Annotated in this window: 21 protein-coding genes; 7 read left to right on the top strand and 14 right to left on the bottom strand. The window is 64.8% G+C overall.

Annotated features, from left to right (window positions below):
- The first annotated feature begins 1 nt into the window (after position 1).
- A complete protein-coding gene (locus tag AC6H0R_RS12615; RefSeq protein ID WP_497581706.1) occupies positions 2 to 1,156 on the top strand; it encodes a THUMP domain-containing class I SAM-dependent RNA methyltransferase in 1,155 nt (384 codons plus the stop codon).
- Positions 1,157 to 1,165: 9 nt separating this feature from the next.
- On the opposite strand, the gene AC6H0R_RS12610 is transcribed toward AC6H0R_RS12615, so the two are convergent.
- Both AC6H0R_RS12610 and AC6H0R_RS12605 read right to left on the bottom strand, forming a co-directional pair.
- Positions 1,166 to 2,299, bottom strand: a complete 1,134-nt coding sequence (locus tag AC6H0R_RS12610; protein WP_497581705.1) for a PilT/PilU family type 4a pilus ATPase — start codon at positions 2,297 to 2,299, stop codon at positions 1,166 to 1,168.
- Positions 2,300 to 2,330: 31 nt separating this feature from the next.
- On the bottom strand, positions 2,331 to 3,374 hold the full coding sequence (locus AC6H0R_RS12605) for a type IV pilus twitching motility protein PilT (RefSeq protein ID WP_497581704.1): 1,044 nt from the start codon (positions 3,372 to 3,374) through the stop codon (positions 2,331 to 2,333).
- Between the two features lie 90 nt (positions 3,375 to 3,464).
- Here AC6H0R_RS12605 and AC6H0R_RS12600 point away from each other — a divergent pair, with 90 nt between their 5' ends.
- The 3 genes from AC6H0R_RS12600 to AC6H0R_RS12590 are packed head-to-tail and all read left to right on the top strand — an operon-like array spanning position 3,465 to position 5,570.
- Positions 3,465 to 4,169: a YggS family pyridoxal phosphate-dependent enzyme gene (locus AC6H0R_RS12600; RefSeq protein WP_497581703.1), complete on the top strand. Its 705-nt coding sequence runs from the start codon at positions 3,465 to 3,467 to the stop codon at positions 4,167 to 4,169.
- 8 nt (positions 4,170 to 4,177) lie between these two features.
- Entirely contained in the window at positions 4,178 to 4,987 is an 810-nt protein-coding gene (gene proC, locus AC6H0R_RS12595; RefSeq protein WP_497581702.1) for a pyrroline-5-carboxylate reductase, read from the top strand.
- Position 4,988: 1 nt separating this feature from the next.
- Positions 4,989 to 5,570, top strand: a complete 582-nt coding sequence (locus tag AC6H0R_RS12590) for a YggT family protein (RefSeq protein WP_497581701.1) — start codon at positions 4,989 to 4,991, stop codon at positions 5,568 to 5,570.
- A 5-nt stretch (positions 5,571 to 5,575) separates the two neighbouring features.
- Here the strand turns inward: AC6H0R_RS12590 and AC6H0R_RS12585 are convergent, their stop codons facing one another.
- From AC6H0R_RS12585 to AC6H0R_RS12565, 5 genes are read right to left on the bottom strand one after another with little or no spacing between them, the layout of a single operon-like run.
- Entirely contained in the window at positions 5,576 to 6,853 is a 1,278-nt protein-coding gene (locus AC6H0R_RS12585; protein ID WP_497581700.1) for a dihydroorotase, read from the bottom strand.
- A gap of 22 nt (positions 6,854 to 6,875) precedes the next feature.
- Positions 6,876 to 7,832, bottom strand: coding sequence for an aspartate carbamoyltransferase catalytic subunit (locus tag AC6H0R_RS12580; protein ID WP_497581699.1), 957 nt, complete (start codon positions 7,830 to 7,832; stop codon positions 6,876 to 6,878).
- Positions 7,825 to 8,325, bottom strand: a complete 501-nt coding sequence (gene pyrR / locus AC6H0R_RS12575; protein ID WP_497581698.1) for a bifunctional pyr operon transcriptional regulator/uracil phosphoribosyltransferase PyrR — start codon at positions 8,323 to 8,325, stop codon at positions 7,825 to 7,827. The genes AC6H0R_RS12580 and pyrR overlap by 8 nt, the downstream gene beginning before the upstream one ends.
- Positions 8,312 to 8,779 (bottom strand): Holliday junction resolvase RuvX, encoded by a 468-nt coding sequence (gene ruvX, locus AC6H0R_RS12570; RefSeq protein WP_497581697.1) that lies wholly within the window; start codon positions 8,777 to 8,779, stop codon positions 8,312 to 8,314. Before ruvX ends, pyrR begins: the two co-directional genes overlap by 14 nt.
- Positions 8,772 to 9,347: a YqgE/AlgH family protein gene (locus AC6H0R_RS12565; protein WP_497581696.1), complete on the bottom strand. Its 576-nt coding sequence runs from the start codon at positions 9,345 to 9,347 to the stop codon at positions 8,772 to 8,774. The genes ruvX and AC6H0R_RS12565 overlap by 8 nt, the downstream gene beginning before the upstream one ends.
- Before the next feature lie 84 nt (positions 9,348 to 9,431).
- Here AC6H0R_RS12565 and AC6H0R_RS12560 point away from each other — a divergent pair, with 84 nt between their 5' ends.
- Positions 9,432 to 10,889 carry a cryptochrome/photolyase family protein gene (locus tag AC6H0R_RS12560; RefSeq protein WP_497581695.1) on the top strand — a complete coding sequence of 486 codons (1,458 nt, stop codon included), beginning with the start codon at positions 9,432 to 9,434 and terminating at the stop codon, positions 10,887 to 10,889.
- Positions 10,890 to 10,892: 3 nt separating this feature from the next.
- Here the strand turns inward: AC6H0R_RS12560 and AC6H0R_RS12555 are convergent, their stop codons facing one another.
- The 6 genes from AC6H0R_RS12555 to AC6H0R_RS12530 form a co-directional block, all read right to left on the bottom strand.
- A complete protein-coding gene (locus AC6H0R_RS12555) occupies positions 10,893 to 16,301 on the bottom strand; it encodes a hybrid sensor histidine kinase/response regulator (protein WP_497581694.1) in 5,409 nt (1,802 codons plus the stop codon).
- A gap of 13 nt (positions 16,302 to 16,314) precedes the next feature.
- Positions 16,315 to 18,447 (bottom strand): methyl-accepting chemotaxis protein, encoded by a 2,133-nt coding sequence (locus tag AC6H0R_RS12550; RefSeq protein ID WP_497581693.1) that lies wholly within the window; start codon positions 18,445 to 18,447, stop codon positions 16,315 to 16,317.
- A gap of 45 nt (positions 18,448 to 18,492) precedes the next feature.
- A complete protein-coding gene (locus AC6H0R_RS12545; RefSeq protein ID WP_497581692.1) occupies positions 18,493 to 19,008 on the bottom strand; it encodes a chemotaxis protein CheW in 516 nt (171 codons plus the stop codon).
- 4 nt (positions 19,009 to 19,012) lie between these two features.
- The gene (locus AC6H0R_RS12540; protein WP_497574756.1) at positions 19,013 to 19,378 is read right to left on the bottom strand and encodes a response regulator; all 366 of its coding nucleotides are present in this window, start codon (positions 19,376 to 19,378) and stop codon (positions 19,013 to 19,015) included.
- Positions 19,379 to 19,401: 23 nt separating this feature from the next.
- Entirely contained in the window at positions 19,402 to 19,791 is a 390-nt protein-coding gene (locus tag AC6H0R_RS12535; protein ID WP_497581817.1) for a response regulator, read from the bottom strand.
- Between the two features lie 151 nt (positions 19,792 to 19,942).
- Entirely contained in the window at positions 19,943 to 20,095 is a 153-nt protein-coding gene (locus tag AC6H0R_RS12530) for a rubredoxin (protein WP_497581816.1), read from the bottom strand.
- A gap of 152 nt (positions 20,096 to 20,247) precedes the next feature.
- Here AC6H0R_RS12530 and thiE point away from each other — a divergent pair, with 152 nt between their 5' ends.
- A complete protein-coding gene (gene thiE / locus AC6H0R_RS12525; protein WP_497581691.1) occupies positions 20,248 to 20,871 on the top strand; it encodes a thiamine phosphate synthase in 624 nt (207 codons plus the stop codon).
- Between the two features lie 10 nt (positions 20,872 to 20,881).
- Positions 20,882 to 22,168: a glutamate-1-semialdehyde 2,1-aminomutase gene (hemL, locus tag AC6H0R_RS12520; RefSeq protein ID WP_497581690.1), complete on the top strand. Its 1,287-nt coding sequence runs from the start codon at positions 20,882 to 20,884 to the stop codon at positions 22,166 to 22,168.
- Positions 22,169 to 22,186: 18 nt separating this feature from the next.
- Here the strand turns inward: hemL and mgtE are convergent, their stop codons facing one another.
- On the bottom strand, positions 22,187 to 23,632 hold the full coding sequence (gene mgtE / locus AC6H0R_RS12515; protein ID WP_497581689.1) for a magnesium transporter: 1,446 nt from the start codon (positions 23,630 to 23,632) through the stop codon (positions 22,187 to 22,189).
- Between the last annotated feature and the right edge of the window lie 50 nt (positions 23,633 to 23,682).

Below are 23,682 nucleotides of genomic sequence, written 5' to 3'. Positions count from 1 at the left end.
GATGGCCGAAGCGTTTTTCTCCCCTTGTCCGCGCGGCCTTGAAGCCGCACTGGCCGAAGAACTCAATGCGCTGGGGGCGCAGTCGGTCGAGCCGACGCATGGCGGTGTCGGCTTCAAGGGCGACTGGCTGACCTGCTATCGCGTGAACCTCGAGTCACGCATTGCCACGCGAGTGCTGTGGCGCATCACCGAGGGGCGTTATCGCGGCGAGGAGGACATCTACCGCATCGCCTACGCGCCGACCTGGGCGCGCTGGTTTACGACCGATGAGACCATCCGCGTATATGTCACGGCCCAGCGCTCGCCACTCAAGAGCCTGGAGTTCGTCACGCTGCGCATCAAGGATGCGGTGTGCGACCACTTCCGCACCGTGTCGGGCAAGCGTCCGAGCGTGGATACGGCCAACCCGGACGTGCGTATCCATGCCTTCCTGACCAAGGATGCGGTGACCCTGTATATCGACACCTCGGGCGAGCCGTTGTACAAGCGCGGCTTCAAGCGCGCCGCGGTCGAGGCGCCGCTCAAGGAAAACCTCGCCGCCGGCATCCTGCGGCTGACGGGTTGGACGCCGGACGAGACGCTGATTGACCCGATGTGTGGCAGCGGCACCTTCCTCATCGAGGCGGCGCAGATCGCGCTGGATGTGGCGCCGGGTCTGGGCCGCAGTTTTGCCTTCGAGAAGATGCGCAACTTCGACCGCGCCGGCTGGGCTGCAATGCGCAAGGCCGCGGAAGGGCGCCGCAAGCCGGCGCGCCAGCTGGATATCTATGGTTCGGATCTGGTTGCCGAGCAGGTGCGGCGTGCCCGCGTGAACCTGGAGGCAGCTGGTGTGGCCGATTGCGTCCGCCTGATGAGCGCGGACATCCTGGAGGTCGATCCGCCGGCCGAATCTGGCGTGATGGTGACCAATCCGCCGTATGGCGTGCGCCTTGGCGAAGAGAGCGAGCTAGCGGAGTTCTACCCCGAGATGGCCGACGCATTGAAGGCGCATTGGGCCGGATGGCGCTGCTACTTTCTGAGTGCGGACCCGGCCTTGCCCAAAGGCATGCGGCTCAAGGCCACGCGGCGTACGCCATTGTTCAACGGGGCGCTGGAGTGCCGGCTCTATGAGTACCGCATTTTCCAGGGCAGCGGGCGGGACAAGCCGGCTGCCTGAGCCGCAGGGTCAGACGATATCCAGATTCTGCGTGCCGGCGAGGAAATCCTGGTCGCCATGGCGGCTGTTGAGCTTGATCTGCAGGCGCAGGTCGTTGACGGAGTCGGCGTTGCGCAGCGCGTCCTCGTAGGTGATGAGCTCGTCTTCGTAGAGATCGAACAGTGCTTGGTCGAAGGTCTGCATGCCGAGCTCGCGCGAGCGCTTCATGATCTCCTTGATGCCCGGCACGTCGCCCTTGAAGATCAGGTCGGCAATCAGCGGCGAGTTGAGCATCACCTCGATGGCTGGCACGCGACCCTTGCGATCCTTGAGCGGAAGCAGGCGCTGGGAGATCAGTGCGCGCAGGTTCAGAGAAAGGTCCATCAACAGCTGCTGACGGCGGTCTTCCGGGAAGAAGTTGATGATCCGGTCGAGCGCCTGGTTGGTGCTGTTGGCGTGCAACGTGGCCAGACACAGGTGACCGGTTTCGGCGAAGGCCACCGCGTAGTCCATGGTCTCGCGGTCGCGGATCTCGCCCATCAGGATTACGTCGGGTGCCTGACGCAGGGTGTTCTTCAGGGCAGATTCCCAGCCATCGGTGTCAATGCCAATCTCGCGCTGCGTGATGATGCAGTTCTTGTGCTGGTGCACGAATTCGATCGGGTCTTCGACGGTGATGATGTGGCCGTAGGAATGCTCGTTGCGGAAATCCACCATCGACGCCAGTGAAGTGGTCTTGCCGGTGCCGGTGCCGCCGACGAAGATCACCAGGCCGCGCTTGGTCATCGCGACTTCCTTGAGGATGGTCGGAAGCCCCAGATCCTCGAAGGTCGGAATAGTCTGCGAAATGGTGCGTAGTACGAGCCCGACGCGGCTCTGCTGCAGATAGGCGTTGGCACGGAAACGGCCGATGCCCGGCGGGGCGACGGCGAAGTTGCATTCCTTGGTGGCTTCGAACTCGGCCGCCTGCCGGTCGTTCATGATCGCGCGGGCCAGCTCGGCAGTGTGTTGCGGGGTGAGCACCTGGTTCGACTGCGGGAGAATCTTGCCGTCGACCTTGATGGCAGGCGGGAAGCCTGCGGTGATGAAGAGGTCCGAGCCGTTCTTCTGCACCATCAGCTTGAGCAGATCGTGCATGAATTTGAGGGCCTGATCGCGTTCCATCTACGTGCTCCGCTGGCAGTCTTCGACGGCCTCAGCCGGCAAAGGCATCCTTGTTTTGGGCGCGCATGCGCGCTTCGGTGACCGACACAATGTTGCGCCGCACCAGCTCCTGCAGGCACTGGTCGAGCGTCTGCATGCCCATGGACTGACCGGTCTGGATGGACGAGTACATCTGGGCTACTTTGCCCTCGCGGATCAGGTTACGGATGGCGGGTGTGCCGAGCATGATCTCGTGCGCCGCGACGCGGCCACTGCCATCCTTGGTCTTGAGCAGTGTCTGCGAGATGACCGCGCGCAACGATTCGGACAGCATGGCGCGCACCATTTCTTTCTCGTCGGCAGGGAAGACGTCGATGATACGGTCGATGGTCTTGGCGGCCGACGAGGTGTGCAGCGTACCGAATACCAGGTGACCTGTTTCGGCGCCGGTCAGGGCCAGGCGGATAGTTTCGAGGTCGCGCATTTCGCCGACCAGGATCACGTCCGGGTCTTCACGCAGGGCCGAGCGCAGGGCATTGTTGAACGACAGCGTGTCGCGGTGTACTTCGCGCTGGTTGATCAGGCAGCGCTTCGAGGTGTGCACGAATTCGATCGGGTCCTCGATGGTGAGGAGGTGCGAATACTGGTTCTCGTTGATGTAATCGACCATCGCCGCCAGCGTGGTCGATTTGCCCGAGCCGGTCGGGCCGGTGACCAGCACGATGCCGCGCGGCTGCTCGGCGATGTCCTTGAAGATCTTCGGCGCGTTAAGCTCTTCGAGCGTCAGTACCTTGGACGGAATGGTCCGGAATACGGCCGAAGCGCCGCGGTTCTGGTTGAAGGCGTTGACGCGGAAGCGCGACAGATTCGGGATCTCGAACGAGAAGTCGCATTCGAGTTCGTCCTCGTACTGCTTGCGCTGCGAGTCATTCATGATGTCGTACACCATGGCGTGTACGTCTTTGTGCTCCATCGGCGGCAGGTTGATGCGCCGGATGTCGCCGTGCACCCGGATCATCGGGGGCAGACCGGCTGACATGTGGAGATCCGAGGCCTTGTTCTTGACCGCAAACGCGAGCAGTTCAGTAATGTCCATGAGTGGTATGGGCTTGGTTGGGTCGGAAGGAGGCCTCAGGCGCGGTGCTATACTCGGCGCCTGCTGGGATGACGGGCCGGACGCAGGTATATGACATCAATCGCTGCCAACTTGCAAGCCGTGCGCGCCCGCATTGCCGCCGCCGCAATGGCTGCGGGACGTGATCCCGACGGAATACGCCTGCTCGCGGTCAGCAAGACTTGGCCGGCCGAGCAGGTGCGGGAAGCGGCAGCGGCCGGACAGTCTGCCTTTGGCGAGAACTACGTGCAGGAAGGTGTGAGCAAGCTCTCAGAGCTGTCCGCATCGGGGCTTGAATGGCATTTCATCGGCCCGCTGCAATCCAACAAGACCCGGCAGGTTGCTGAAACTTTCGACTGGGTCCATTCGGTCGAGCGCGAGAAAATCGCCCGGCGTCTTTCCGAACAGCGCGGCGCCCATCTGCCGCCGCTGCAGGTGTGCATTCAGGTCAATGTCAGCGGCGAGGCCAGCAAAAGCGGTGTCGATCCGGAAGGGGTTCTGCCGCTGGCGAAAGCCGTTGCAAATCTGCCACGGCTCAGCTTGCGCGGACTGATGTGCATTCCTGAACCGACCGCTGACCAGGCCTTGCTGCACGCGCGCTTTGCGCGTCTGCGTACGCTTCGCGAGCAGCTTGCGGCTGAAGGCATTGACCTCGACACGCTGTCGATGGGCATGTCCGATGATCTTGAGGTGGCTGTTGCCGAGGGCAGCACGCTGGTGCGTGTCGGTAGTGCGATCTTTGGCGCGCGCGATTACACACGATCTCCGACGGAGTGAAAGGCAGTATGAAAATCGTATTTTTAGGCGGCGGCAACATGGCGGCCGCGCTGATTGGCGGAATGCTTGAGCGTGGCTTTGCCGCGTCGGATGTGGTCGTTGTGGAGCTTGCCGCGGAGCGCCGTGACTGGCTTGTGCGGACATTCGGTGTGGGGGTGTCGGAAGATATCGGTCGTGCCGCGGATGCCGATGTGGTGGTGCTGGCGGTCAAGCCACAGCAGATGCGCGGAGCGTTGGCGCCTCTTGCCGGGCGCCTCGGCAAGGCGCTGGTGATCAGTGTGGCGGCCGGGCTGCGTGTTGCGGATCTGTCGCGTTGGCTGGGTGGGCACGAGCGCGTGGCACGTGCGATGCCCAATACTCCGGCGCTGATCGGGGCGGGGGTCACCGGCATGTATGCCCCGAATGCCGTAGATGATTCCAGCCGCGAAGTGGCTGAGCGCATTCTGTCGGCAGTCGGCAGTGTGGTGTGGGTCGGAGACGAAGCGCGCATGGATGTGATAACGGCCGTTTCGGGCAGTGGTCCGGCCTACGTCTTTCATTTCATCGAGGCGCTGGAGGCTGCTGCAGTCTCGCGTGGCTTTGACGGTGCCACCGCGCGCCGTCTGGCACTTGAAACAGTGCTGGGTGCAGCCAGGCTTGCGGCGGGCTCAGAGGATCCTCCCGGTGTGTTGCGCGAGAAGGTGACTTCCAAAGGCGGGACGACCGCCGCTGCGTTGGCGGTCTTGGGTGACGGCGGTTTCGTCGAGCTGATCGGCCGTGCCGTTGCAGCCGCAGAGTTACGTGGTCGCGAGCTTGGCGACGAGCTGGGAGGTCGCTGAGATGTCCACGCAGATTCTGTTCCTGCTCATCAACTTCGTATTTGGCGCGTTCACCTTGTTGCTGCTCGCGCGCTTCTTCATGCAGTGGCAGCGTGTGCCATTCCGCAACCAGTTGGGCCAGTTCGTGCTGCAGACGACGGATTGGGTGGTGAGGCCGCTGCGTCGCGTGGTGCCGGGGCTGTGGGGGCTGGATATGGCCAGCCTGCTCCCGGCCTGGCTGGCCCAGGTGGCGTTCGTTGCCATCGAACTGGCGCTGCGGGGTATTCCGTTTGGCGGAGCGGGCGGTCTTACGCTGGGCTTGGCCGGCATGGGCCTGGTCGAGCTCGTGCGCATGGCCGTCTATCTGGTGTTCGCACTGGTGCTGGTGTCGGCCGTGCTGTCGTGGGTGGCGCCGCACGCACCGGCTGCGCCGGTGGTGCGCCATCTTGCCGAACCTTTTCTGCGGCCGTTCCGTCGGATCATCCCGGCGATTGCCGGGGTAGACCTATCACCACTGGCGCTGTTGTTGCTGTTGCAGATTTTGCTGGTGGTGCTGGCCGGCCTGCGCGGGACGTTCATGCCGCTGATCGTCGGCAGTCTCTGAGGCGGTCAGCCCTCGAACATCACCTGACCTTCGACCATCGTGTAGCGCACGATGCCCGGTAGCTCGTACCCCAGGAAGGGCGTGTTCTTGCCCTGGCTGCGCAGGCGGTCGCGTGTGATGGTACGGCGCGTAGCGGGGTCGAATATGCAGATATCCGCGCGTGCGCCCGGCGCCAGATGGCCGGCCTTGGTGATGCCGATCAGTTTCGCAGCATCGCAGGTCACGCGCGACAGCGCTGCCGGCAGGCCCAGGCCGCAATCCTCGCCCCATTTCAGCGTCAGAGACAGCAGCAGTTCCAGGCCGGTTGCGCCGGCTTCGGATTCGCTGAAGGGCGCCAGCTTGCCGTCGTCGTCCACCGGTGTGTGATCCGAACACAGCGCGTTGATGCGGCCGTCGGCGAGGCCCGCGCGCAACGCGTCACGGTCGGTCGCGGCGCGCAGCGGCGGTACGAGATGGCAGTTGGCGTCGAAATAGCCGATGTCCTGATCGCACAGGTGCAGGTGGTTGATCGACACGTCGCAAGTCACGTCCATGCCGTCGGCGCGGGCCTGTTCGATCAGTGCCAGCCCTTCGGCGCTCGACAGGCGCGTGATGTGCAGCCGTGCGCCGGTGACGCGGGCCAGCCGCAGATAGGTGAACAGCGCCACGGTTTCGGCTTCGACCGGGATGCCGGTGAGGCCCAGGCGCGCGGCGAATTCGCCGTCGTGGGCGTAGCCGCCGCGCGACAGGAAAGGGGCCAGCGGTTGCAGCCAGACGCGGAAGCCGAAGGTCGCAGCGTACTGCATGGCACGCATCAGCACGGAGTTGTCGACGATCGGCACATTGGCCTGGCTGAAGGCAAAGCAGCCGGCTTCGACCAGCTGTGCCATTTCCGACAGGCGTTCGCCGTTCAGGCCGATGGTCAGTGACCCGACCGGATAGACGTGGGCGCGGTTGAGCTGTTTGGCGCGGTAGCACAGCATCTCGACCAGGCCCGGCTCGTCGAGCGCCGGGTCAGTGTCGGGCGGGATGGCGAGACTGGTGACGCCACCGGCCATCGCCGCATCCATTTCGGATTCAAGCGTGGCGCGGTACTCGTAGCCCGGTTCGCGCAGGCGCGCCGCCACGTCGATGAGACCGGGGCTCACCACCAGCCCGTTGGCGTCGATGACGCGCTGGGGCTCGAAGCCGTCCGGCGCCTTGCCGAGCGCGACCACGCGGCCGGCGGCGATGTAGAGGTCCTGTACTGCATCGACGCCGTGGGCGGGGTCGATGACGCGGCCGTTGCTGATCTTGATTTTCATGTCTGGGGTGGGCTCCGGTCGGTCAGGCGGCGAGCATGCTCATCACGGCCATGCGCACGGCAATGCCGAAGGTGACCTGGTTGAGGATGACGGCCTGGGCGCCGTCGGCCACGGAAGAGTCGATCTCGACGCCGCGGTTCATCGGCCCCGGGTGCATCACGATGGCATCCGGCCGCGCGCGCGCGAGCTTCTCGGCGGTCAGCCCCCATACCTTGTAGAACTCCTGCGGAGTCGGCAGCAGGGCGCCGTTCATGCGCTCGTTCTGCAGGCGCAGCATCATCACCACATCCACGTCCTTGAGGCCTTCGTCCATGTCATGGAAGACGCGCACGCCCCAGGCTTCGAGCCCGGTCGGCAGCAGCGTCTTCGGGCCGATGACGCGGATTTCCGGTACGCCCAGGGTCTTCAGCGCGGCGATCTGCGAGCGGGCCACACGCGAGTGCAGCACGTCGCCGACGATGGCCACCACCAGGCGCGTGAAGTCGCCCTTGAAGTGGCGGATGGTGTACATGTCGAGCAGGCCCTGCGTCGGGTGGGCATGGCGTCCGTCGCCGGCGTTGACCACGTGGATGTCATTGCGGCCGTTGGCGATGAGATGCTGCGCGATCAGGAAGGGCGCGCCGCTGGCGGCATGACGCACGACGAACATGTCGGCCTGCATGGCGCACAGGTTGTCGATGGTGTCGAGCAGGCTCTCGCCCTTGGTGGTCGAACTGGTCGATACGTTGAGGTTCACCACGTCGGCGGAGAGCCGCTTGGCGGCGATCTCGAAGGTGGTGCGGGTGCGTGTGGAATTCTCGAAAAACAGGTTGAATACGCTCTTGCCGCGCAGTACCGGCAGCTTCTTGACCTCGCGTTCGGCCACCTCGGTGAGCGGTGCCGCGGTGTCGAGGATGGCGGTGAGGATCTCGCGCGGCAGACCGTCGAGCGTCAGCAGGTGACGCAGACCGCCGTTGGGGTCGAGCTGGGGGTTATGCATCGATCAGCCTCAGGGAGAGCTTGCCGGTGTCGTCTCGGCTCAATTCGAGTGTGCGCGAAGCCGGCAGGGGTTCAGGCAGGGTGTGGGCACAGTAGCGCGCGGCGATCGGCAGTTCGCGCCCGCCGCGGTCGACCAGTACGGCCAGCTCGACACAGGCCGGGCGTCCGTAGTCGAACAGTTCGTTGAGCGCGGCGCGCGTGGTGCGGCCGGTGTACAGCACGTCGTCGACGATGACGATGTGCGCGCTTTCAACATCGAAGGGGATGTCGGTGCGCTGCGGGTTTGGCGGCAGGCCGCGCGCACCGAGGTCATCACGGTAGAAGGACACATCAATCGAGCCGATGGGGCCGGTCAGGCCCAGCGCGGCGTGCAGGCGTTCGGCCAGCCATACGCCGCCGGTGCGGATGCCGACCAGCGCGGTGTCGGGCGTGACCTGTGGGCGCATTTGCGCGATCAGGGTCTCGAGCAGGGTTTCTGCGTCAGGAAGTTGCATGGTCGGGTCCGTTCAGGAAGTCCTGCAGGATGATCTGCGCGGCGACGGCGTCGAGTTGCGGTTTGCGTGTCTGCCAGTGGGTGGCACCGGCGTCCGACAATGCGGCGTCGGCCGCTGCCGAGCTCAGGCGCTCGTCGATGTGATGTACCGGCAACGCGAAACGACCGTGCAACTGGTTGGCGAAGCGGCGGCAGCGTGCCGTCATGTCGTGTTCGGTGCCGTCCAGGTGGCGCGGAATCCCGACCACCATGGCGACCGGGCGCCATTCGGCGAGCAGTGCGCTGATGGCGCCGAAGCGGCGCTCGCGGGATTCTTCGGCAATCGTGGTGAGTGCGTTGGCCTGACGGGTCTCCAGCTCACCCACGGCCACGCCGATGCGCGCCAGACCGAAGTCGAAACCAAGCACGGTGCCGCGGGCCGGCAGCGGCGGCGTGGCCGCGGCCGCCTCAGGCATGTCCGGCGACCTCGCTGAGGTTTGCAAAATCCACCCCGAGTTGCTGCAGCGCGGCCGCAAAGCGCTCTTCCGGGGGGAGATCGAAGATGATCGACAGTTCGGCCTGTACGGTCAGCCAGGCGTTGTCGACGAGTTCCTGTTCGAGCTGCCCGGCCGACCAACCGGCGTAGCCGAGCGACACCAACACCTCGCCGGGTTCGCCGCGCTCGCCGAGGGACTGCAGGATGTCGCGCGAACTGGTCAGGCCGATTTCGTCACTGACCTTGAGGGTTGAGTGCCACTCACCTGCCGGACGGTGTAGCACGAAGCCACGGTCCGTCTGAACCGGTCCACCAAAGTACACTGGCTGCCCGGCGAACTCTGCGGAGTGCAGCGGCAGATCGATGCGTTCGAACAGCGTCGCCAGCGTCATGTCGAGCGGGCGGTTGACGATGATGCCGAGTGCGCCCTGATCGTTGTGCTCGGCGACGTAGGTAAGCGTGCGCGAGAAGTTCGGATCGGCCATGGCAGGCATGGCAATCAGGAAGTGATTGGTCAGGTTTGCGATGATGGCGCTCATGCGCGGCATTTTACGCTTTCACGGCGCCTGCGTTGCAGGAACCTGCCCGACCGGCTTTCGTCCAATTGCACCTTCACCGGCTGACTTGCTGACATGACTTCTTCTGCTCTTGTGTGGTTTCGGCGCGATCTGCGCAGCTTTGACCACGCCGCGCTGCATCACGCGCTGCGTCGTTTCGGGCGTGTGCATTGTGTCTTCGTGTTCGATCGCGACATTCTTGACGCCCTGCCGTCGCGGCGGGATCGCCGCGTGGAGTTCATTCGCGAGAGTCTGGTTGAGCTAGATGCCGGTCTGGACTGCCTGTCGCGTGAGGCGGGAGGGGCGGGGGCCGGGCTGATCGTGTGCCATGGTGTCGCCAGTGAAGAGATTCCGCGTCTGGCGGCAGAGCTGGGCGTCACGGCGGTCTTCGCCAATCGCGACTACGAGCCGGTCGCGATCGAGCGTGATCGGGTAGTGGCCGAGAAGCTCGAAGCGAGCGGCATCGACTTCGAGGACTTCAAGGATCAGGTGGTGTTCGAGCGTGCGGAAGTGCTCACGCAGGACGGGCGTCCGTTCAGTGTGTTCACGCCCTACCGGAATGCCTGGATGCGGCGCCTGGAGGCAGCCGACCTGGCCGCGCGGACGACGGCGCCGCATGGCGCGAATCTCGCGCCTCGATCGCCGCAGTGCGGCGTGCCGGAACTGGCACAGATCGGTTTCGAGGCCGGCACGCTGGAAGGTCTGCGCCTGCCGGTCGGCATGAACGGCGGGCACGCGCTGTTCGAGGACTTCGCGTCGCGCATCAACGGCTATCACGAGGCGCGCGACTATCCGGGGCGCAAGGGCGTGTCCTACCTCTCGGTCCACCTGCGTTTCGGCACCGTGTCCATCCGCGAACTGGCGCGCTTTGCGTGGAGCCAGGTAGGCGACGGCGCGCGTACGTGGCTCAATGAACTGATCTGGCGCGACTTCTACCACATGATCCTGTGGCACCACCCGCGCGTGGTCGGCAACAATTTCCGGCCCGAGTTCGACGTGGTGAGCTGGGACGATGCGCCGGCGCTGCTGGCGGCCTGGAAGGAAGGGCGCACCGGCTATCCGCTGGTGGACGCCGGCATGCGTCAGCTCGCGCAGACGGGCTATATGCACAACCGCCTGCGCATGGTCACGGCGGCATTCCTGACCAAGGATCTGGGGGTCGACTGGCGTGAGGGCGAGCGGCATTTTGCCGAGCTGTTGAACGACTTTGATCTGGCCGCCAACAACGGCGGCTGGCAGTGGGCGGCGTCGACTGGCTGCGATGCCCAGCCCTGGTTCCGGATATTCAATCCGGTGACGCAGTCCGAGCGCTTCGACCCGCAGGGCGGCTTCATTCGCCGCTACGTGCCCGAGCTGGCAAAGGTGCCGGAGCGCTACATCCATGCGCCATGGAAAATGGACGCCGCGCTGCAGAAGCAGTGCGGCGTGGTGATCGGTCAGGATTATCCGGGGCCGGTGGTCGACCACGCCGCAGCGCGAGCGCGCACGCTGGCGCGCTTCGAGGTCACGAAGAGCTCACGCGCCGAGCCCTGAGGCTCAGTGCGTGGTCGTGGTCGGGATGTACTGCTGCAGCAGACGCAGCAGTTCGTCTTCGTCGTAAGGCTTGCCGAGGTACTCGTTGGCGCCGAGCTTCTGCGCGTACTCGCGGTGTTTGTCGGCCAGGCGCGAGGTGATCATGATCACCGGCACCTCCTTCAGACGCTCGTCGGCGCGAAGGTTGCGCACAAACTCGAAGCCGTCCATGCGCGGCATCTCGATGTCCGACAGGATGACGTCGGGCAGCGATTCTTCCAGCTGGTCGAGCGCATCCGCGCCATCCTTTGCGGTAACCACGCGATAGCCTTCGCGTTCGAGCAGTCGACCGGTGATCTTGCGCACCGTCAGCGAGTCGTCGACGACCATGACGGTCGGCAGCTTCACGCTGTCCGCGAGCGCAGCGCCTTCTGCAATATCGCTGGCGGAGGCCGGCTCGGTCAGCGTTGTCGGTGCGGTAAAGCGGCTGGCCAGCGCGATGGGGTTCAGGATCAGCATGATCTCGCCGTCGCCAAGCACCGTGGCGCCCGACACGCCCACGATACGCAGCAGCTGCGGCCCGGCCGACTTCACGACGATTTCATGGTTGCCGCGCAGCGAGTCGACATGCACCGCAAGGCTTTCGCCGCCGGCGCGCAGCAACAAGACCCAATTGAAACGATGAATCTCCGGGCGCGTACGGCGATCGCCCAGTAGTTCCGGCAGATAGCGGTAGTTGAAGCGCTGGCCTTGCCATTCCACGAAGCCGTCTGCGCGCACACGTTCAATGGCGTCTGCGCGCAATTCCATGGCTTGCGCAATCATGCTCGACGGGATGGCGTAGCTGGCCGTGCCGGCACGCACCAGCAGCGCCTGCGTTACGGCCAGCGTGAGCGGCAGGTAGATACGGAAGCGGGTTCCCTGACCTCTTCCGGCGTCGACGTCGATGCGGCCGCCGAGCGCTGCGGCCTCGGCACGCACAACGTCCATGCCGACACCGCGGCCGGCAATCGTCGACACGCTTTCTGCGGTACTGAAGCCGGACGTGAAGATCAGGTTGGTGAGTTTGCGCTCATCTGCCTCTTCGTTGGCTTGAAGCAGGCCGCGCTCGATACCGCGTGCGCGGATGGCAGCGTAATCGAGGCCGCGCCCGTCGTCGGAGAGGTCGATGGCGATTTCGTTACCGATCTGCAGCACGGTCAGCGAGATCTGGCCGATGTCATCCTTGCCGGCGGCGCGGCGTTCCTCAGCGGATTCGATGCCGTGTGCGACCGCGTTGCGCAGCATGTGCTCGACTGCGATGGTCATGCGTTCGAGCACGCTGCGATCGATCTCGATGCGGCCGCCGCGGATGTCGAGGTTGACGCGCTTGCTCTGATCTTTCGCGCTCTGGCGCACGACCCGGTGCAAGCGGTCGGCGAGGCTGTCGAAGGGCACCATGCGCACTTGCATGAGTGCCTGCTGCAGGTCACGTGCGAAGCGCGCCTGACTGTGCAGCGCCAGTTCGGCTCCGTCGAGGTTGCGCAACAACTGCTGCTGAACCGTGGTGACGTCGCCGACACTCTCGGCCATCATCCGCGTCAGTTCCTGCAGACGGGTGTAGCGGTCCATCTCGAGCGGGTCGAACTCGCCGTGCGCCGAGTCGGCCTGGGCAATGCGCGACTGCATCTGGGTTTCGGCCTGCAGTTCGACTTCGCGTAGCTGGTTGCGCAGGCGGATGACGTTTTCGGTCAGGTCCAGCAGCGAACGGCGCAGTACACGCAACTCACCTTCGATGCGGGTGCGTGCGATGCCGATTTCGCCGGCCGTGTTGATAAAGCCGCCAAGCGTCTCGGCTCGTACGCGCAAGGTGCCGCCGGATTGCATGGCTTCGGCCGCGACTTCACCGGTGTCGATGGCGATGGCGGTAGCCCGCGCTTGCTGGGCCGGATCCGCCGTGACGGGCGCGGCTTCGGCGGGCGCTTCACCGCTGAGCGTGGCAATCAGGTGGGCCGCCTGGTCCAGACCGGTGGTCAGGTCCTCGATCAGCCGCGAGGCGTCGTGCTGCCGCGCCAGGCTGTTCTCGAGACGCGACTCAATGCGGTGCACGTGCTCGCCGAGCTGCATTGCACCGGCCATCCGTGCGCTGCCCTTAAGGGTATGCAGCTGGCGCGCGGCAAGCCGGGCGTGTTCCGGGTTGGCATGGTCGGTCTGCCACAGCCGCAGGCGCTCACTGAGACCGGACATGAGCTCTTCTGCCTCTTCCAGGAAGATCGGCAGCAGTTGTTCATCCAGGTCGTCATGGACCGTGAGGGCAGATTCCTCGTCGTCTACCGTCGCGCTGGTCTGGTGGCCCGGGCGTGCAGCTTCGGTCGGCGCAAGGAGTGTCTCGACGCCGGACTGAGGGGCCTCCAGGACGTCCGCCTCGGCGGCGGTAACGGGCTCTTCATTGACCGGCGGGCGGCCAACCGCGTCGAGCTGCTGTTCGAGTTCAGGAACTTCAAGCGGCAACTGCTCGCGGGTGACTTCGGTGAGCATGGCCTGCAGCGTGTCGACGGTCGTGCTCAGCAGGTCGATTTGTTCGACGGTCGGCGTTTGCTCGGTCTGGCGCAGGCGGTCAAAGGCAAATTCAAGGGCGCGTGCAAGATTCTGCAAGGCAGGGATATGCGCCGTGCCCGAGATGCCGGAAAGCGTGTGGGCGGTGCGTTGAAGCTTGTCAGAGGGCTTTCCCGGGTTGCGGCGCAGGGGCTTGAGTTCGCTGCCAAGTACCTCAAGGTGATCGCGTGCTTCGTTCAGATAAAGGTCGTAGAGCTGGCGTGACAGTTCGTAGCCGCCGATGTGCACGGTCTGCGCGGCGCTCGTTTCCGACGTGTCGGTACCCTCGGCAGCCGCAGATTCAGCTTCGGCGTCCGTCGCGGGCAGCTCGTCCAGTTCCAGCGCGATAACGTCTTCAGGCGCTTCGGCTTCGACCGCCTCTGATTCGTCCTCTTCCGGCTCGCTCAGCGAAATCTCTTCGATCGCAGGGAGCTCGGCAGGAGGCGCAGGCTCGTCGAGTTCAAGCGACGGCAGATCGCCGAAGTCGAAGCTCGGCAGCTCGGGGGCCACGAAGCTCTCTGCAGGGGCCTCTTCGGCTGGCGTCTCGTCTTCCTGTGGCGGGCGGACGTCGAGTTCGGCGAGCGGGGCGGACTGGGGTGGCTCGGCCTCGGGTGTCGGTGGCGCTGCCGCGGTGTCGGTGGCGCCGGCATCCAGCTCGGAGCCGCGCAAGCGCTCGGCCTCGGCGGCCTGGGGGGCGAAATCGAACGCGTGACTTCCGCCGTTTTCGATCTGCTCGACCCAGGTCTCGAAGGTCTGATGCGCGGAGGCGATCAAGCCATGCAGGTCTTCGGTTACGGGGAGTTCAAGTTGCAGCCAGCGGTTGAGCGTTTGCTCGATCGCCCATGCGGCTTCACCGAAGTCGGTCAGTCCGACCATGCGGCCGCTGCCCTTGAGGGTGTGGAAGCCGCGCCGGATGTCGACCAGTGCATCCTGGTTGCCATGCGGCATCACCGTTTTCAGGCCGTCGCCGATATTGCCGAGGACATCGTGCGCCTCTTCGATGAAGATCGAGAGCAGCTCGGCATCGACTTCGGCATCGGTTTCCGGGGCTGGCGCAGACAGGGCGGGGGCAGCCACCCGTTGCGGTGCTTCCGGCTCGTCTTCTTCCAAGTGCAGGTCCTGGGCTTCGACCGTTTCATCGAAGTCGAGCTCGAAAGCAGGATCGAACTCGGAGGCCTGTTTGCGTTGGTCGGGCGGCAGGAAATCGTTGAGGTCGGCTTGTCCGTGCTGCAGGGCGCTGACGAAGAACCCGAGCGTGGACAGTTGGTCGGCGAGGCGGTTGAGCTGGTCCTCGTCGGGTTCCAGCTCGCTGTTGGCCAGGTCGTTGATGCGCTTGATCGCCTCGCGCACCAGCGGTATTGCCTGTTCGCCCTCAATTACGGCCAATGCGCCTTCGATCTGGCGCATCGGAGCAGCCAGTTGCGCAAGCGGTCCGCGCTTGGCGTGATTGCGGAAAAAGTCGTCGAGGGTTTGCTCGATGTGTCCCAAATTGGAGGCGATCTCTCGCGCCACCTGTTGGCGGGCATCCCACTCGTGGGTGCTGCGAGTGCCGTCGAGCGGTTGTTCCGTAGCTTCCGGCAGCGCACTCCCGGCCATGATGGCGTCCAGACGGGCGAGGCAGGACCTGCTCTGGGTGGCCAGTTCGTTGTCGGCAATGCCGCCTTCAATGCTGAGCTCGGCCAGCAGCAGTGCGGTGGCGACTTCAACGGCCAGCGTCTCACCGCCGTTCGTGGCGGGATCGGAACGCAGCCATTGGGAAACCTTCGCCGTGCCCGACAGCAGTTCCAGCAGGGCGGGGCGCCCGAGGCGCCCGGCTTCGGCCGTGATCGACTGGATGCGGGTGTCGAAATCCTGCAGGGCGGAGGCCTGCCCGCTACCGAAAGCGTCCCAGTCGTTCTTGGCGGCGGAAAGCTCGGTGCGCAGCTTGCGCAGCAGCGGCCCCAGCGGGATATCGGTCACGACTTCGCCTGGATCCGCCCACCAGGCGTCAAGGTTCCAGGCTTGGCGAACCTGACGCTGGGCGGGCGTGCGAACGGGTGCCTGTCCGATCTCGAACAGGATGTCACGCAGCAGGCGTTCGGGAATGCGGTGCGAAGTGCTGGCCTGGTGGCGAACCTCTTTGGCCATGCCGGTGCACAGCTGCTTGATGCGGACCTCGGAGGCGGGCAGGTCCTGATGGGCGAGCGCATCGAAAAAGGCCTGGGCCACGCGCCACAGCGTGTAAAAGGCGGGACTCGACTGCAGTGCCTCAAGGGCAATGGCGGCGTCGCGCATGGTGTCCGGGCCGGCCGGATCGGAAGGCGACTTGAGCCACTGCAACAGGCCGCGTTCGAGGGCCGCACGCGCACCGCGCATGCGCTCGGTTCCGGCCGGTGTGCCCGGCCTCGGAGCGTTGCGCAGCTTGCGGCGCGGCAAGCGGAGGCTGAGGTCGGGGTAGAACAGCTCGGCCGGGCTGATGTCGTCGCGACCGCTGGCGGTGGCGATTTCCCGATACAGGGCGAACAGTCTCAGGGGCTGGTCGCCCGAACCGCTGACCAGATCGCTGAGGTAGTTGGCGACGGCAGAGCAGCCACGGCGTGCGAGTCCGGTGTGTGCTTCATCCGGCGGGATGCTTCCGTCGGCCATGCCGGCAAGTAGCGTGTCCAGCGTGTCGGCGAAGTGACACAGGCCATCGAGCCCGACCATGGACAGTGCGCCTCGGGCCTGGTGCAGATGGTTCCGGGAGAACTGGATCTGGTCAGCCGGATCGGACTCGTGACTGACCCGGCCGACTGCCTCAGCCGCCAGCGTAAGCGCTTGGTCTATCTCACCACGAACCCAGCTGAGGGGGCCGATATCCAGTTCCTGCGATTGCGTCATGAGCTTGCCTCGTTCAGACCTTGAAGCCGGACACGGAACCCTTCAGTTCGACTGCCAGGTCGGCGAGTTCGCCGACCGACACGGCGGTTTGCTGGGTGCCGCGGGTGGTCTGGTCGGTAATCGCGAGAATGTCCTTCATGGTGCCGGCGACGCGGCCGGCGGTGGCGGCCTGTTCCTGAATGTCGCCGGAGATCTGCTCGATCAGCTCGGCTGTTTCGGTCGAGACGCGTTCGATTTCGGCCAGCACCTGACCGGCGGCGTCGGACAGCTGGGCGCCCTCGACCACGTCGCGGGTTGCGGTTTCCATCGCCACAACGGCGTCTTTGGTATCGGTCTGAATCGACTTCACGATGGATGCGATCTGTTTCGTCGCTTCGGCTGAACGTTCCGCCAGGCGCTGCACTTCTTCCGCAACCACGGTGAAGCCTCGGCCGGCCTCACCGGCCGAGGCAGCCTGGATAGCGGCGTTGAGCGCCAGCACGTTGGTCTGCTCGGTAATGTCCGAGATCAGTTCCACGATTTCGCCAATCTCCTGCGAGGATTCGCCCAGTCGCTTGATTCGCTTGGAGGTTTCCTGGATCTGCTCACGGATGTCATTCATGCCGCGGATGGTGTCTTCCACCGCGGTCGTGCCCTTCTGCGCGGCGTCACGTGACTGGCGCGCGACCTGCGCGGACTGCAGTGCGCGCTCGGAAGAGTCGGTCATTGACATGGCCATGCGTTCGACGGTGGAGCCGACCTCTTCGATCTCCTGCGACTGGCGCTGCGTGGCGTCGAGCAGTTCGCCCGAGATCTTCTGGGCGGACTCGGTTGCGGCCGTCACGCGGGTGGCGGCGTCGTTGATCCGGCGAACCAGCACCGAGAGTTCTTCAATGGTGTAGTTGACCGAGTCGGCGATGGCGCCGGTGATGTCTTCCGACACCGTTGCGCGGATGGTGAGGTCACCGTCGGCGAGGTCGCCCATCTCGTTCATCAGACGCAGAATGGCCTGCTGGGCGAGGTTGCGCTCGTCCTGAGCTTCCTGACGCTGCTGTTCGGCTTCTGCGCGGCGACGCGTAAGGTCGGCGTTGTAGGCCTTGACGATGAGCGCGATCACTGCGAGGGCCGCAAGGCTGGCCGCGATGATGCCGGCGATCAGCGGGTCGAAGCCGCGGTAGTTGTTGTCGATGGCCGCCGAGACCGCGCGCGTGTCTTCCAGCAGGCCGGGAGAAGCGCGGAACATGCGCACGCCGGTTTGCTTGGATTGGGCAAGGTTCTGGATGTTGTCGTTGATGCGTCCGACCGCTGCCAGGGTTTCCTCGGCATACCACTCGATGTCGCGCAGACGTTGCTCTGAGGCCGGCTCGTTGGCCGACAGGCGCAGCAGTTCGGCCAGGGTGGTGTTGAAGTTTTCCGGGTCCTGGCTCATCTGGAAGGCAGCTTCCGGGTCGATGGTTTCACCGGCGAGCAGGGCGTTGGCGTTCTTGGCGATGCGCTGCGTGATCAGCACCGCGTTGTTCGACAAGGAAATTTCACGAATCGATGAATCGCCTTCGGTCTTCAGGCGTGCGATGGCTTGCGTGAGGTCGAACAGCAGCGGGTTGAAGGCGTTGATCATGGCTACCGAGCGGTCGAGGGTGGCGATACTGTTTTCGCCTTCCAGCAGCCATTGCACGTCCTGCTCGATCGGAACCCAGCGTTCGGCCAGGGCAGCGAGTGCCGGCTGCACCGACTCTGGGCTGGGCGGCACGGTACGGTCCTGCAGCTGCCCACCTGTTTTGAGTGTCTGCAGCACGTTGGTGAAGCGTTGGGATGCGGTGCGCAGCTCGGTGAAGGCCTGACGATCCCCCTGGATACCTCGCTGCGCGGCCTTGGCAATCTGCTGCGAGAGTGTCTGCAATTCCCCGGCCGCCGCGACGTACAGCGTGGCGAAGGTGGATTGGCGGTTCTGCAGGGTCAGCAGCACGGCGGCAGCGATGACCAGCAGTGCGAACAGGATGAAGTGTTTCTTCATCCGCTCGGACACCGGGCGCTCATCCTGCGCTTCGGTTGCAGCGGGTGCGGCGCTGGATTGAGTACCGGTTTCGAGAATGGTCTCGTCGGACGAATCGGCGTCTTTGTTCTTCTTCGCGCCGCCCAAGGAGAGTGTTGAAAGATTGAATCCCATTTTTATGCTCCGCAGCGAGAAAGTTAACCGGTGGTGCCGGTTTCCTCAGACTTCAATGACGCCGGCTTCAAGGAAAGCCGGGGTGCGAACTAGGGCGGCGATGTCCAGCTTCAGCCAGCGGTGGCCCTGGACGTCGCTGAGAATGGCTTCGACCCATGGTCTGGGGTCGGATGCCTCCTCAGGGGTGAATTCTTCCGGACTGCGCAGCCCGGAGGCGCGCGAGAACAGCAGGGCGGTGCCGCTGCCGTGGCGTGCGCCGACCAGCAGCACGCGTGCGCTTCCGCCGGTCGGGATGGCTTCGCCCGAATGGAACAGCGAGAAGTCGACTACGCCACACAGGCTGCCTCGCACGTTGACGAGGCCCCTATACCAGAGTTGGGTCATCGGCACGTTGGCCAGCGGCGGAACGGGCAGGACCTCGCCGGTGTCGGCAAGGTCGACCAGCCAGTTTTCGGTCGGGGTCTGCAGGCCAAGCAGGGTCCGGTGTTCGCCTTCGCGGGATTCCGCTAGACGCCGGGCAAGGCTTTCCTGAAACTCACGCAGGCTGACACGACGTGCCATGCGATCAGCCCAGTCCCTTGATGCGGGCAAGTAGCTCGGCGTGGTCGAGCGGCTTGACGAGATAGTCGTGAGCGCCTTGACGCATGCCCCAGATCCGATCGGTTTCCTGCCCCTTGGTGGTGCAGATAATGATGGGAATGGCGCGGGTGGCTTCGTCGCGCGAGATGGTGCGGGTGGCCTGATAGCCGTTCATGCCGGGCATGACCACGTCCATGAGGATCAGGTCGGGCATTTCTGCCTTGCTTTTGACAATGGCTTCCTCGCCGTTCTCGGCGATGACCACTTGATAGCCGTTGGCGGTAAGTACTTCGTTCAGTGCGAAGCGTTCGGTCGGGGAGTCGTCGACGACGAGAATTTTCTTGATCGGCATTTTCTGGGTCCCACTGCTGGCGTTCAATCGGGTTGTTTCTGGCCGGCATGCTGAGCGACGGTCTTCAGCAGGCTGTCCTTGGTAAAGGGTTTGGTGAGGTACTCGTCGGAGCCGGCCATGCGGCCGCGCGCCCGGTCAAACAGGCCGTCCTTGGAGGACAGCATGATCACGGGTGTTGATGCAAAGCGGTTGTTGCGCTTGATCAGGGAGCAGGTCTGATACCCGTCGAGGCGGGGCATCATGATGTCCATGAAGATTACGTCGGGGTGGTGGTCGGCGATCTTGGCCAGCGCGTCGAAACCGTCTTCGGCCAGCACCACTTCACAGCCGGCCTGGCCAAGAAAGATCTCCGCGCTGCGGCGAATGGTGTTGCTGTCATCAATGACCATCACCCGCAAGCCGGTCAAGTCCATGAACAGTTCCTCGTTGCTGATGGCCCGCTGGCGGTCCGGATCGGCCTGCATATGCGGGAGTTTGTCGCGACTATGCTGCAGAAATGCCTCAGCCGCAATGCCCCTTCAGAGGCTGCGGCTTATTCGCAACGCGTATTGAGGCATGCCGATGTCAGATCTCGACCATCTCGAAGTCTTCCTTGCGCGCCTGGCATTCCGGACAGGTCCAGTTTGGCGGAATGTCTTCCCAGCGAGTGCCCGGTGCAATGCCTTCGTCGGGAATTCCGGCGGCCTCGTCGTAGATGAAGCCACAGATCAGGCACATGTATTTCTTGTACTCGGGGTTGCTCATCAGTCGGCGTGCTCCGTATGGTTTGACGGTAGAATCCGGGTCATCTTACCGTATTTTCCTGCCCCCGCCAGCGCGCCCGCCAGTCCGGAAAAGCGCTGTTTTCGCGGGGTTCCTGGAGTTTCCGCATGACCGAAAAGCTCTCCCGGGGTCTTTACCTCGTGACCCCTGACTGCCGTGACACCGGTGAACTTCTGGCTGGCCTGCACGATGCCCTGGCCGGCCATCCGGCCATCGTTCAATACCGCAACAAATTCGCCTCCGCCGAAGCCCGGCGCGAACAGGCCGCCGCCGCCGCCGCGCTTGCGCATGCTGCGGGCGCTTTGTTCATCGTTAACGACAGCGTTGAACTGGCACTCGATGTCGGTGCCGACGGCGTGCACGTCGGTCGCGAGGATGGCGACGTCGCCGCGGTGCGTGCGGCGCTTGGCCCGGGACGCATTCTTGGCGTGTCGTGTTATGACGAGTGGTCGCGCGCCGAGCAGGCCGTCGCTGCGGGCGCCGACTATGTGGCCTTCGGCGCGATGTTCGCGTCGTCGGTCAAGCCCGAGGCCGTGCAGGCCCCCATTGATCTCGTGCGGCGTGCGAAAGCCGAACTGAACGTTCCGGTGTGCTGCATCGGTGGCATCACGCTCGATAACGCGCCATTGCTGGTCGAGGCGGGCGCCGACATGCTGGCCGTGATCTCCGACGTCTTCAAGGCGACCGATCCGGCTGCCCGTGCGGCCGCCTTCCAGGCCCTTTACGATTGAAGCGAGACTTATGAGTCATCACAACGAATCCCTGTTCGAGCGCGCCCAGCGCACCATCCCTGGCGGCGTGAACTCGCCCGTTCGTGCCTTCCGCTCGGTCGGCGGTACGCCTCGCTTCATCGAGCGGGCGCAGGGCGCGCGCGTGTGGGATGCCGACGGCAAGGAGTATCTGGACTACGTCGGCTCCTGGGGGCCGGCGATTGCGGGGCACGCGCATCCGGCGATTGTCGAGGCGGTGCGCGAGGCTGCCTTGCGCGGTCTGTCGTTTGGTGCGCCGACCGAAGGCGAGATCGAGATGGCCGAAGCCATCTGCGAGCGCCTGCCGTCGGTCGAGATGGTGCGGCTTGTCAGTTCCGGCACCGAGGCCACGATGAGCGCCATTCGCCTTGCGCGCGGCTTCACCGGGCGGGACGCCATCATCAAGTTCGAGGGCTGCTATCACGGCCACGCCGACAGCTTGCTGGTGAAGGCCGGTTCCGGCCTGCTGACCTTGGGCAACCCGTCGTCGGGCGGTGTGCCGGCGGACTTCGCCAAGCACACCATCGTGCTCGACTTCAACGACCTCAACCAGGTCACCGAGGTGTTCAAGGCGCGGGGTGACGAGATTGCGGCGATCATCGTCGAACCGGTGGCCGGCAACATGAACCTGATCAAGCCGCATCCCGGCTTTCTCGAAGGTCTGCGCGAGCTGTGCACCCAGTACGGCGCCGTACTGATCTTTGACGAGGTGATGACCGGTTTCCGCGTCGGACCGCAGGGCGTGCAGGGGCTGACCGGTGTCACGCCGGATCTGACCACGCTGGGCAAGGTCATCGGCGGCGGCATGCCGGTGGGGGCCTTCGGCGGGCGGCGCGACATCATGCAGTGCATTGCGCCGCTCGGCAGCGTGTACCAGGCAGGCACGCTGTCAGGCAGCCCGGTGGCGGTGGCTGCGGGGCTGGCGTCGCTGAAGATTCTGGGCGAGCCGGGCTTCTACGAAAGTCTCACGGCGGGCACGCAGCGTCTCGTGACCGGACTGCAGGCCGCGGCTGACAAGGCCGGAGTGCGCTTCTGCTCCGATGCGGTGGGTGGCATGTTCGGCTTGTATTTTGCCGAGACCGTGCCGGCGTCGTTTGCCGAAGTCATGACCTGCGACAAGGAAGCCTTCAACGGCTTTTTCCACGCCATGCTGGACGCCGGCCATTACTTTGCGCCGTCGGCCTTCGAGGCCGGATTCGTGTCAATTGCGCACAGTGATGCGGATATCGACGCAACGGTGGCGCAGGCTGCGCAGGTGTTCGCTCGCATGGCCGGGTGAGGGCTCGAGTGGCGAGGCTTACAGCAGGAAGAGCGTCGCCAGTCCGAGGAAGATGAAGAAGCCGCCCGAGTCGGTCAGGCCGGTGATCATCACCGAGCCGCCCAGCGCCGGGTCCTTGCCCATGCGCATGCGCAGCATCGGAATCACCACGCCGGCGCTGGCGGCGAGCAGCAGGTTGAGCATCATCGCGCTGGTCATCACGGCGCCGAGTTGCCAGCTGCCGTAAAGCCACCAGGCCATTACGCCGAGCAGACCGCCCCACACCACGCCGTTGAACAGCGCCACGCCCACTTCCTTGCGCAGCAGGCGGCGCATGGCGCTTTGTTCGACCTGACCCATGGCGATGGCGCGCACGATCATGGTGATGGTCTGGTTGCCCGAGTTGCCGCCGATGCCGGCGATGATCGGCATCAGTGCGGCGAGCGCGACCAGCTTCTCGATCGAGCCCTCGAACAGGCCGATCACGCGCGAGGCAAGGATGGCCGTGGCCATGTTGATGGCCAGCCACGCCCAGCGGTTCTTCACCGAATCCCATACCGAGGCGAAGATGTCTTCCTCTTCACGCAGACCGGCGTTGCTGAGGATTTCCTGTTCGGACTCCTCGCGGATGTAGTCCACCACGTCGGCCACCGTGAGGCGTCCGATGACGCGCCGTTCGGAGTCGACCACCGGCGCGGAAACCAGGTCATAGCGTTCGAAGGCCTGGGCGGCGTCGCTGGCGTCGTCTTCCGGCATGAAGCTGATCACCGGCTCGGTGCCCATGACCTCGGAAACCTCCATCTCCGGATCGTGGATGAGCAGGTTTTCCAGCGTCAGGATGCCGCGCAGATGATCGTCGCGGTCGACCACCAGCAGCTTGTCGGTGTGGTCCGGCAGTTCTTCGAAGCGGCGCAGGTAGCGCAGCACGACTTCCAGCGAGACGTCCTCGCGCACCGTCACCATGTCGAAATCCATCAGCGCACCGACGGTGTCCTCGGGGTAGGACATGGCTGCGCGCAGCTGCTCGCGGCCCTCGGTGTCGAGTGACTGATAGACGTCCTGGATGATCTCGGGCGGCAGGTCCGGAGCGAGGTCGGCCAGCTCGTCGGCGTCCAGGCTCTCGGCCGCGGCCTTGAGCTCGTCGCTGTCCATGGTCTCGATCAGCGACTCGCGAACCGCGTCGGAGACTTCGAGCAGGATCTCGCCGTCACGCTCGGCCTTGACCAGATTCCACACGAACAGGCGGTCTTCCAGCGGCAGCGCTTCAAGCACGAAGGCGATGTCGGCCGGGTGCATGCCTTCGAGCAGATCCTGCAGCTCGCCCAGGTGCTGGCGGTGGATCAGCCCTTCGACGATGTCCTGACGCGCCATGTCCTGCCGATGCACCAGGCCCTCGACCAGCCGATGGCGCGCGAGCAGCTCCTGCACTGCGCGCAGATGCTGCTGGACGTCGTCGGGCGGGTGCTGCTGCTCTTCAGCGGACATGGGCGGTCTCGGCGCGGGCTGGGTGCGTGGAACGTGCTTGCCGCGCAGAT

The sequence above is a fragment of the Pseudazoarcus sp. NS36 genome, assembly GCF_059703705.1.
Note: the sequence above shows the minus strand (reverse complement) of the source record. Positions and strands in the feature narration are given on the sequence as shown.

What these genes read in the sequence shown, in the direction of transcription:
- AC6H0R_RS12580 (WP_497581699.1), bottom strand. Translation starts at nt 7,832, where the DNA reads ATGCATAACCCCCAGCTCGACCCCAACGGCGGTCTGCGTCACCTGCTG.
- AC6H0R_RS12535 (WP_497581817.1), bottom strand. Translation starts at nt 19,791, where the DNA reads ATGGACTTGACCGGCTTGCGGGTGATGGTCATTGATGACAGCAACACC.
- AC6H0R_RS12555 (WP_497581694.1), bottom strand. Translation starts at nt 16,301, where the DNA reads ATGACGCAATCGCAGGAACTGGATATCGGCCCCCTCAGCTGGGTTCGT.
- mgtE (WP_497581689.1), bottom strand. Translation starts at nt 23,632, where the DNA reads ATGTCCGCTGAAGAGCAGCAGCACCCGCCCGACGACGTCCAGCAGCAT.
- AC6H0R_RS12545 (WP_497581692.1), bottom strand. Translation starts at nt 19,008, where the DNA reads ATGGCACGTCGTGTCAGCCTGCGTGAGTTTCAGGAAAGCCTTGCCCGG.
- AC6H0R_RS12590 (WP_497581701.1), top strand. Translation starts at nt 4,989, where the DNA reads ATGTCCACGCAGATTCTGTTCCTGCTCATCAACTTCGTATTTGGCGCG.
- hemL (WP_497581690.1), top strand. Translation starts at nt 20,882, where the DNA reads ATGAGTCATCACAACGAATCCCTGTTCGAGCGCGCCCAGCGCACCATC.
- AC6H0R_RS12585 (WP_497581700.1), bottom strand. Translation starts at nt 6,853, where the DNA reads ATGAAAATCAAGATCAGCAACGGCCGCGTCATCGACCCCGCCCACGGC.
- AC6H0R_RS12565 (WP_497581696.1), bottom strand. Translation starts at nt 9,347, where the DNA reads ATGCCGCGCATGAGCGCCATCATCGCAAACCTGACCAATCACTTCCTG.
- AC6H0R_RS12530 (WP_497581816.1), bottom strand. Translation starts at nt 20,095, where the DNA reads ATGTGCCTGATCTGTGGCTTCATCTACGACGAGGCCGCCGGAATTCCC.
- ruvX (WP_497581697.1), bottom strand. Translation starts at nt 8,779, where the DNA reads ATGCCTGAGGCGGCCGCGGCCACGCCGCCGCTGCCGGCCCGCGGCACC.
- AC6H0R_RS12615 (WP_497581706.1), top strand. Translation starts at nt 2, where the DNA reads ATGGCCGAAGCGTTTTTCTCCCCTTGTCCGCGCGGCCTTGAAGCCGCA.
- AC6H0R_RS12540 (WP_497574756.1), bottom strand. Translation starts at nt 19,378, where the DNA reads ATGCCGATCAAGAAAATTCTCGTCGTCGACGACTCCCCGACCGAACGC.
- proC (WP_497581702.1), top strand. Translation starts at nt 4,178, where the DNA reads ATGAAAATCGTATTTTTAGGCGGCGGCAACATGGCGGCCGCGCTGATT.
- AC6H0R_RS12550 (WP_497581693.1), bottom strand. Translation starts at nt 18,447, where the DNA reads ATGGGATTCAATCTTTCAACACTCTCCTTGGGCGGCGCGAAGAAGAAC.
- AC6H0R_RS12600 (WP_497581703.1), top strand. Translation starts at nt 3,465, where the DNA reads ATGACATCAATCGCTGCCAACTTGCAAGCCGTGCGCGCCCGCATTGCC.
- pyrR (WP_497581698.1), bottom strand. Translation starts at nt 8,325, where the DNA reads ATGCAACTTCCTGACGCAGAAACCCTGCTCGAGACCCTGATCGCGCAA.
- AC6H0R_RS12605 (WP_497581704.1), bottom strand. Translation starts at nt 3,374, where the DNA reads ATGGACATTACTGAACTGCTCGCGTTTGCGGTCAAGAACAAGGCCTCG.
- AC6H0R_RS12560 (WP_497581695.1), top strand. Translation starts at nt 9,432, where the DNA reads ATGACTTCTTCTGCTCTTGTGTGGTTTCGGCGCGATCTGCGCAGCTTT.
- thiE (WP_497581691.1), top strand. Translation starts at nt 20,248, where the DNA reads ATGACCGAAAAGCTCTCCCGGGGTCTTTACCTCGTGACCCCTGACTGC.
- AC6H0R_RS12610 (WP_497581705.1), bottom strand. Translation starts at nt 2,299, where the DNA reads ATGGAACGCGATCAGGCCCTCAAATTCATGCACGATCTGCTCAAGCTG.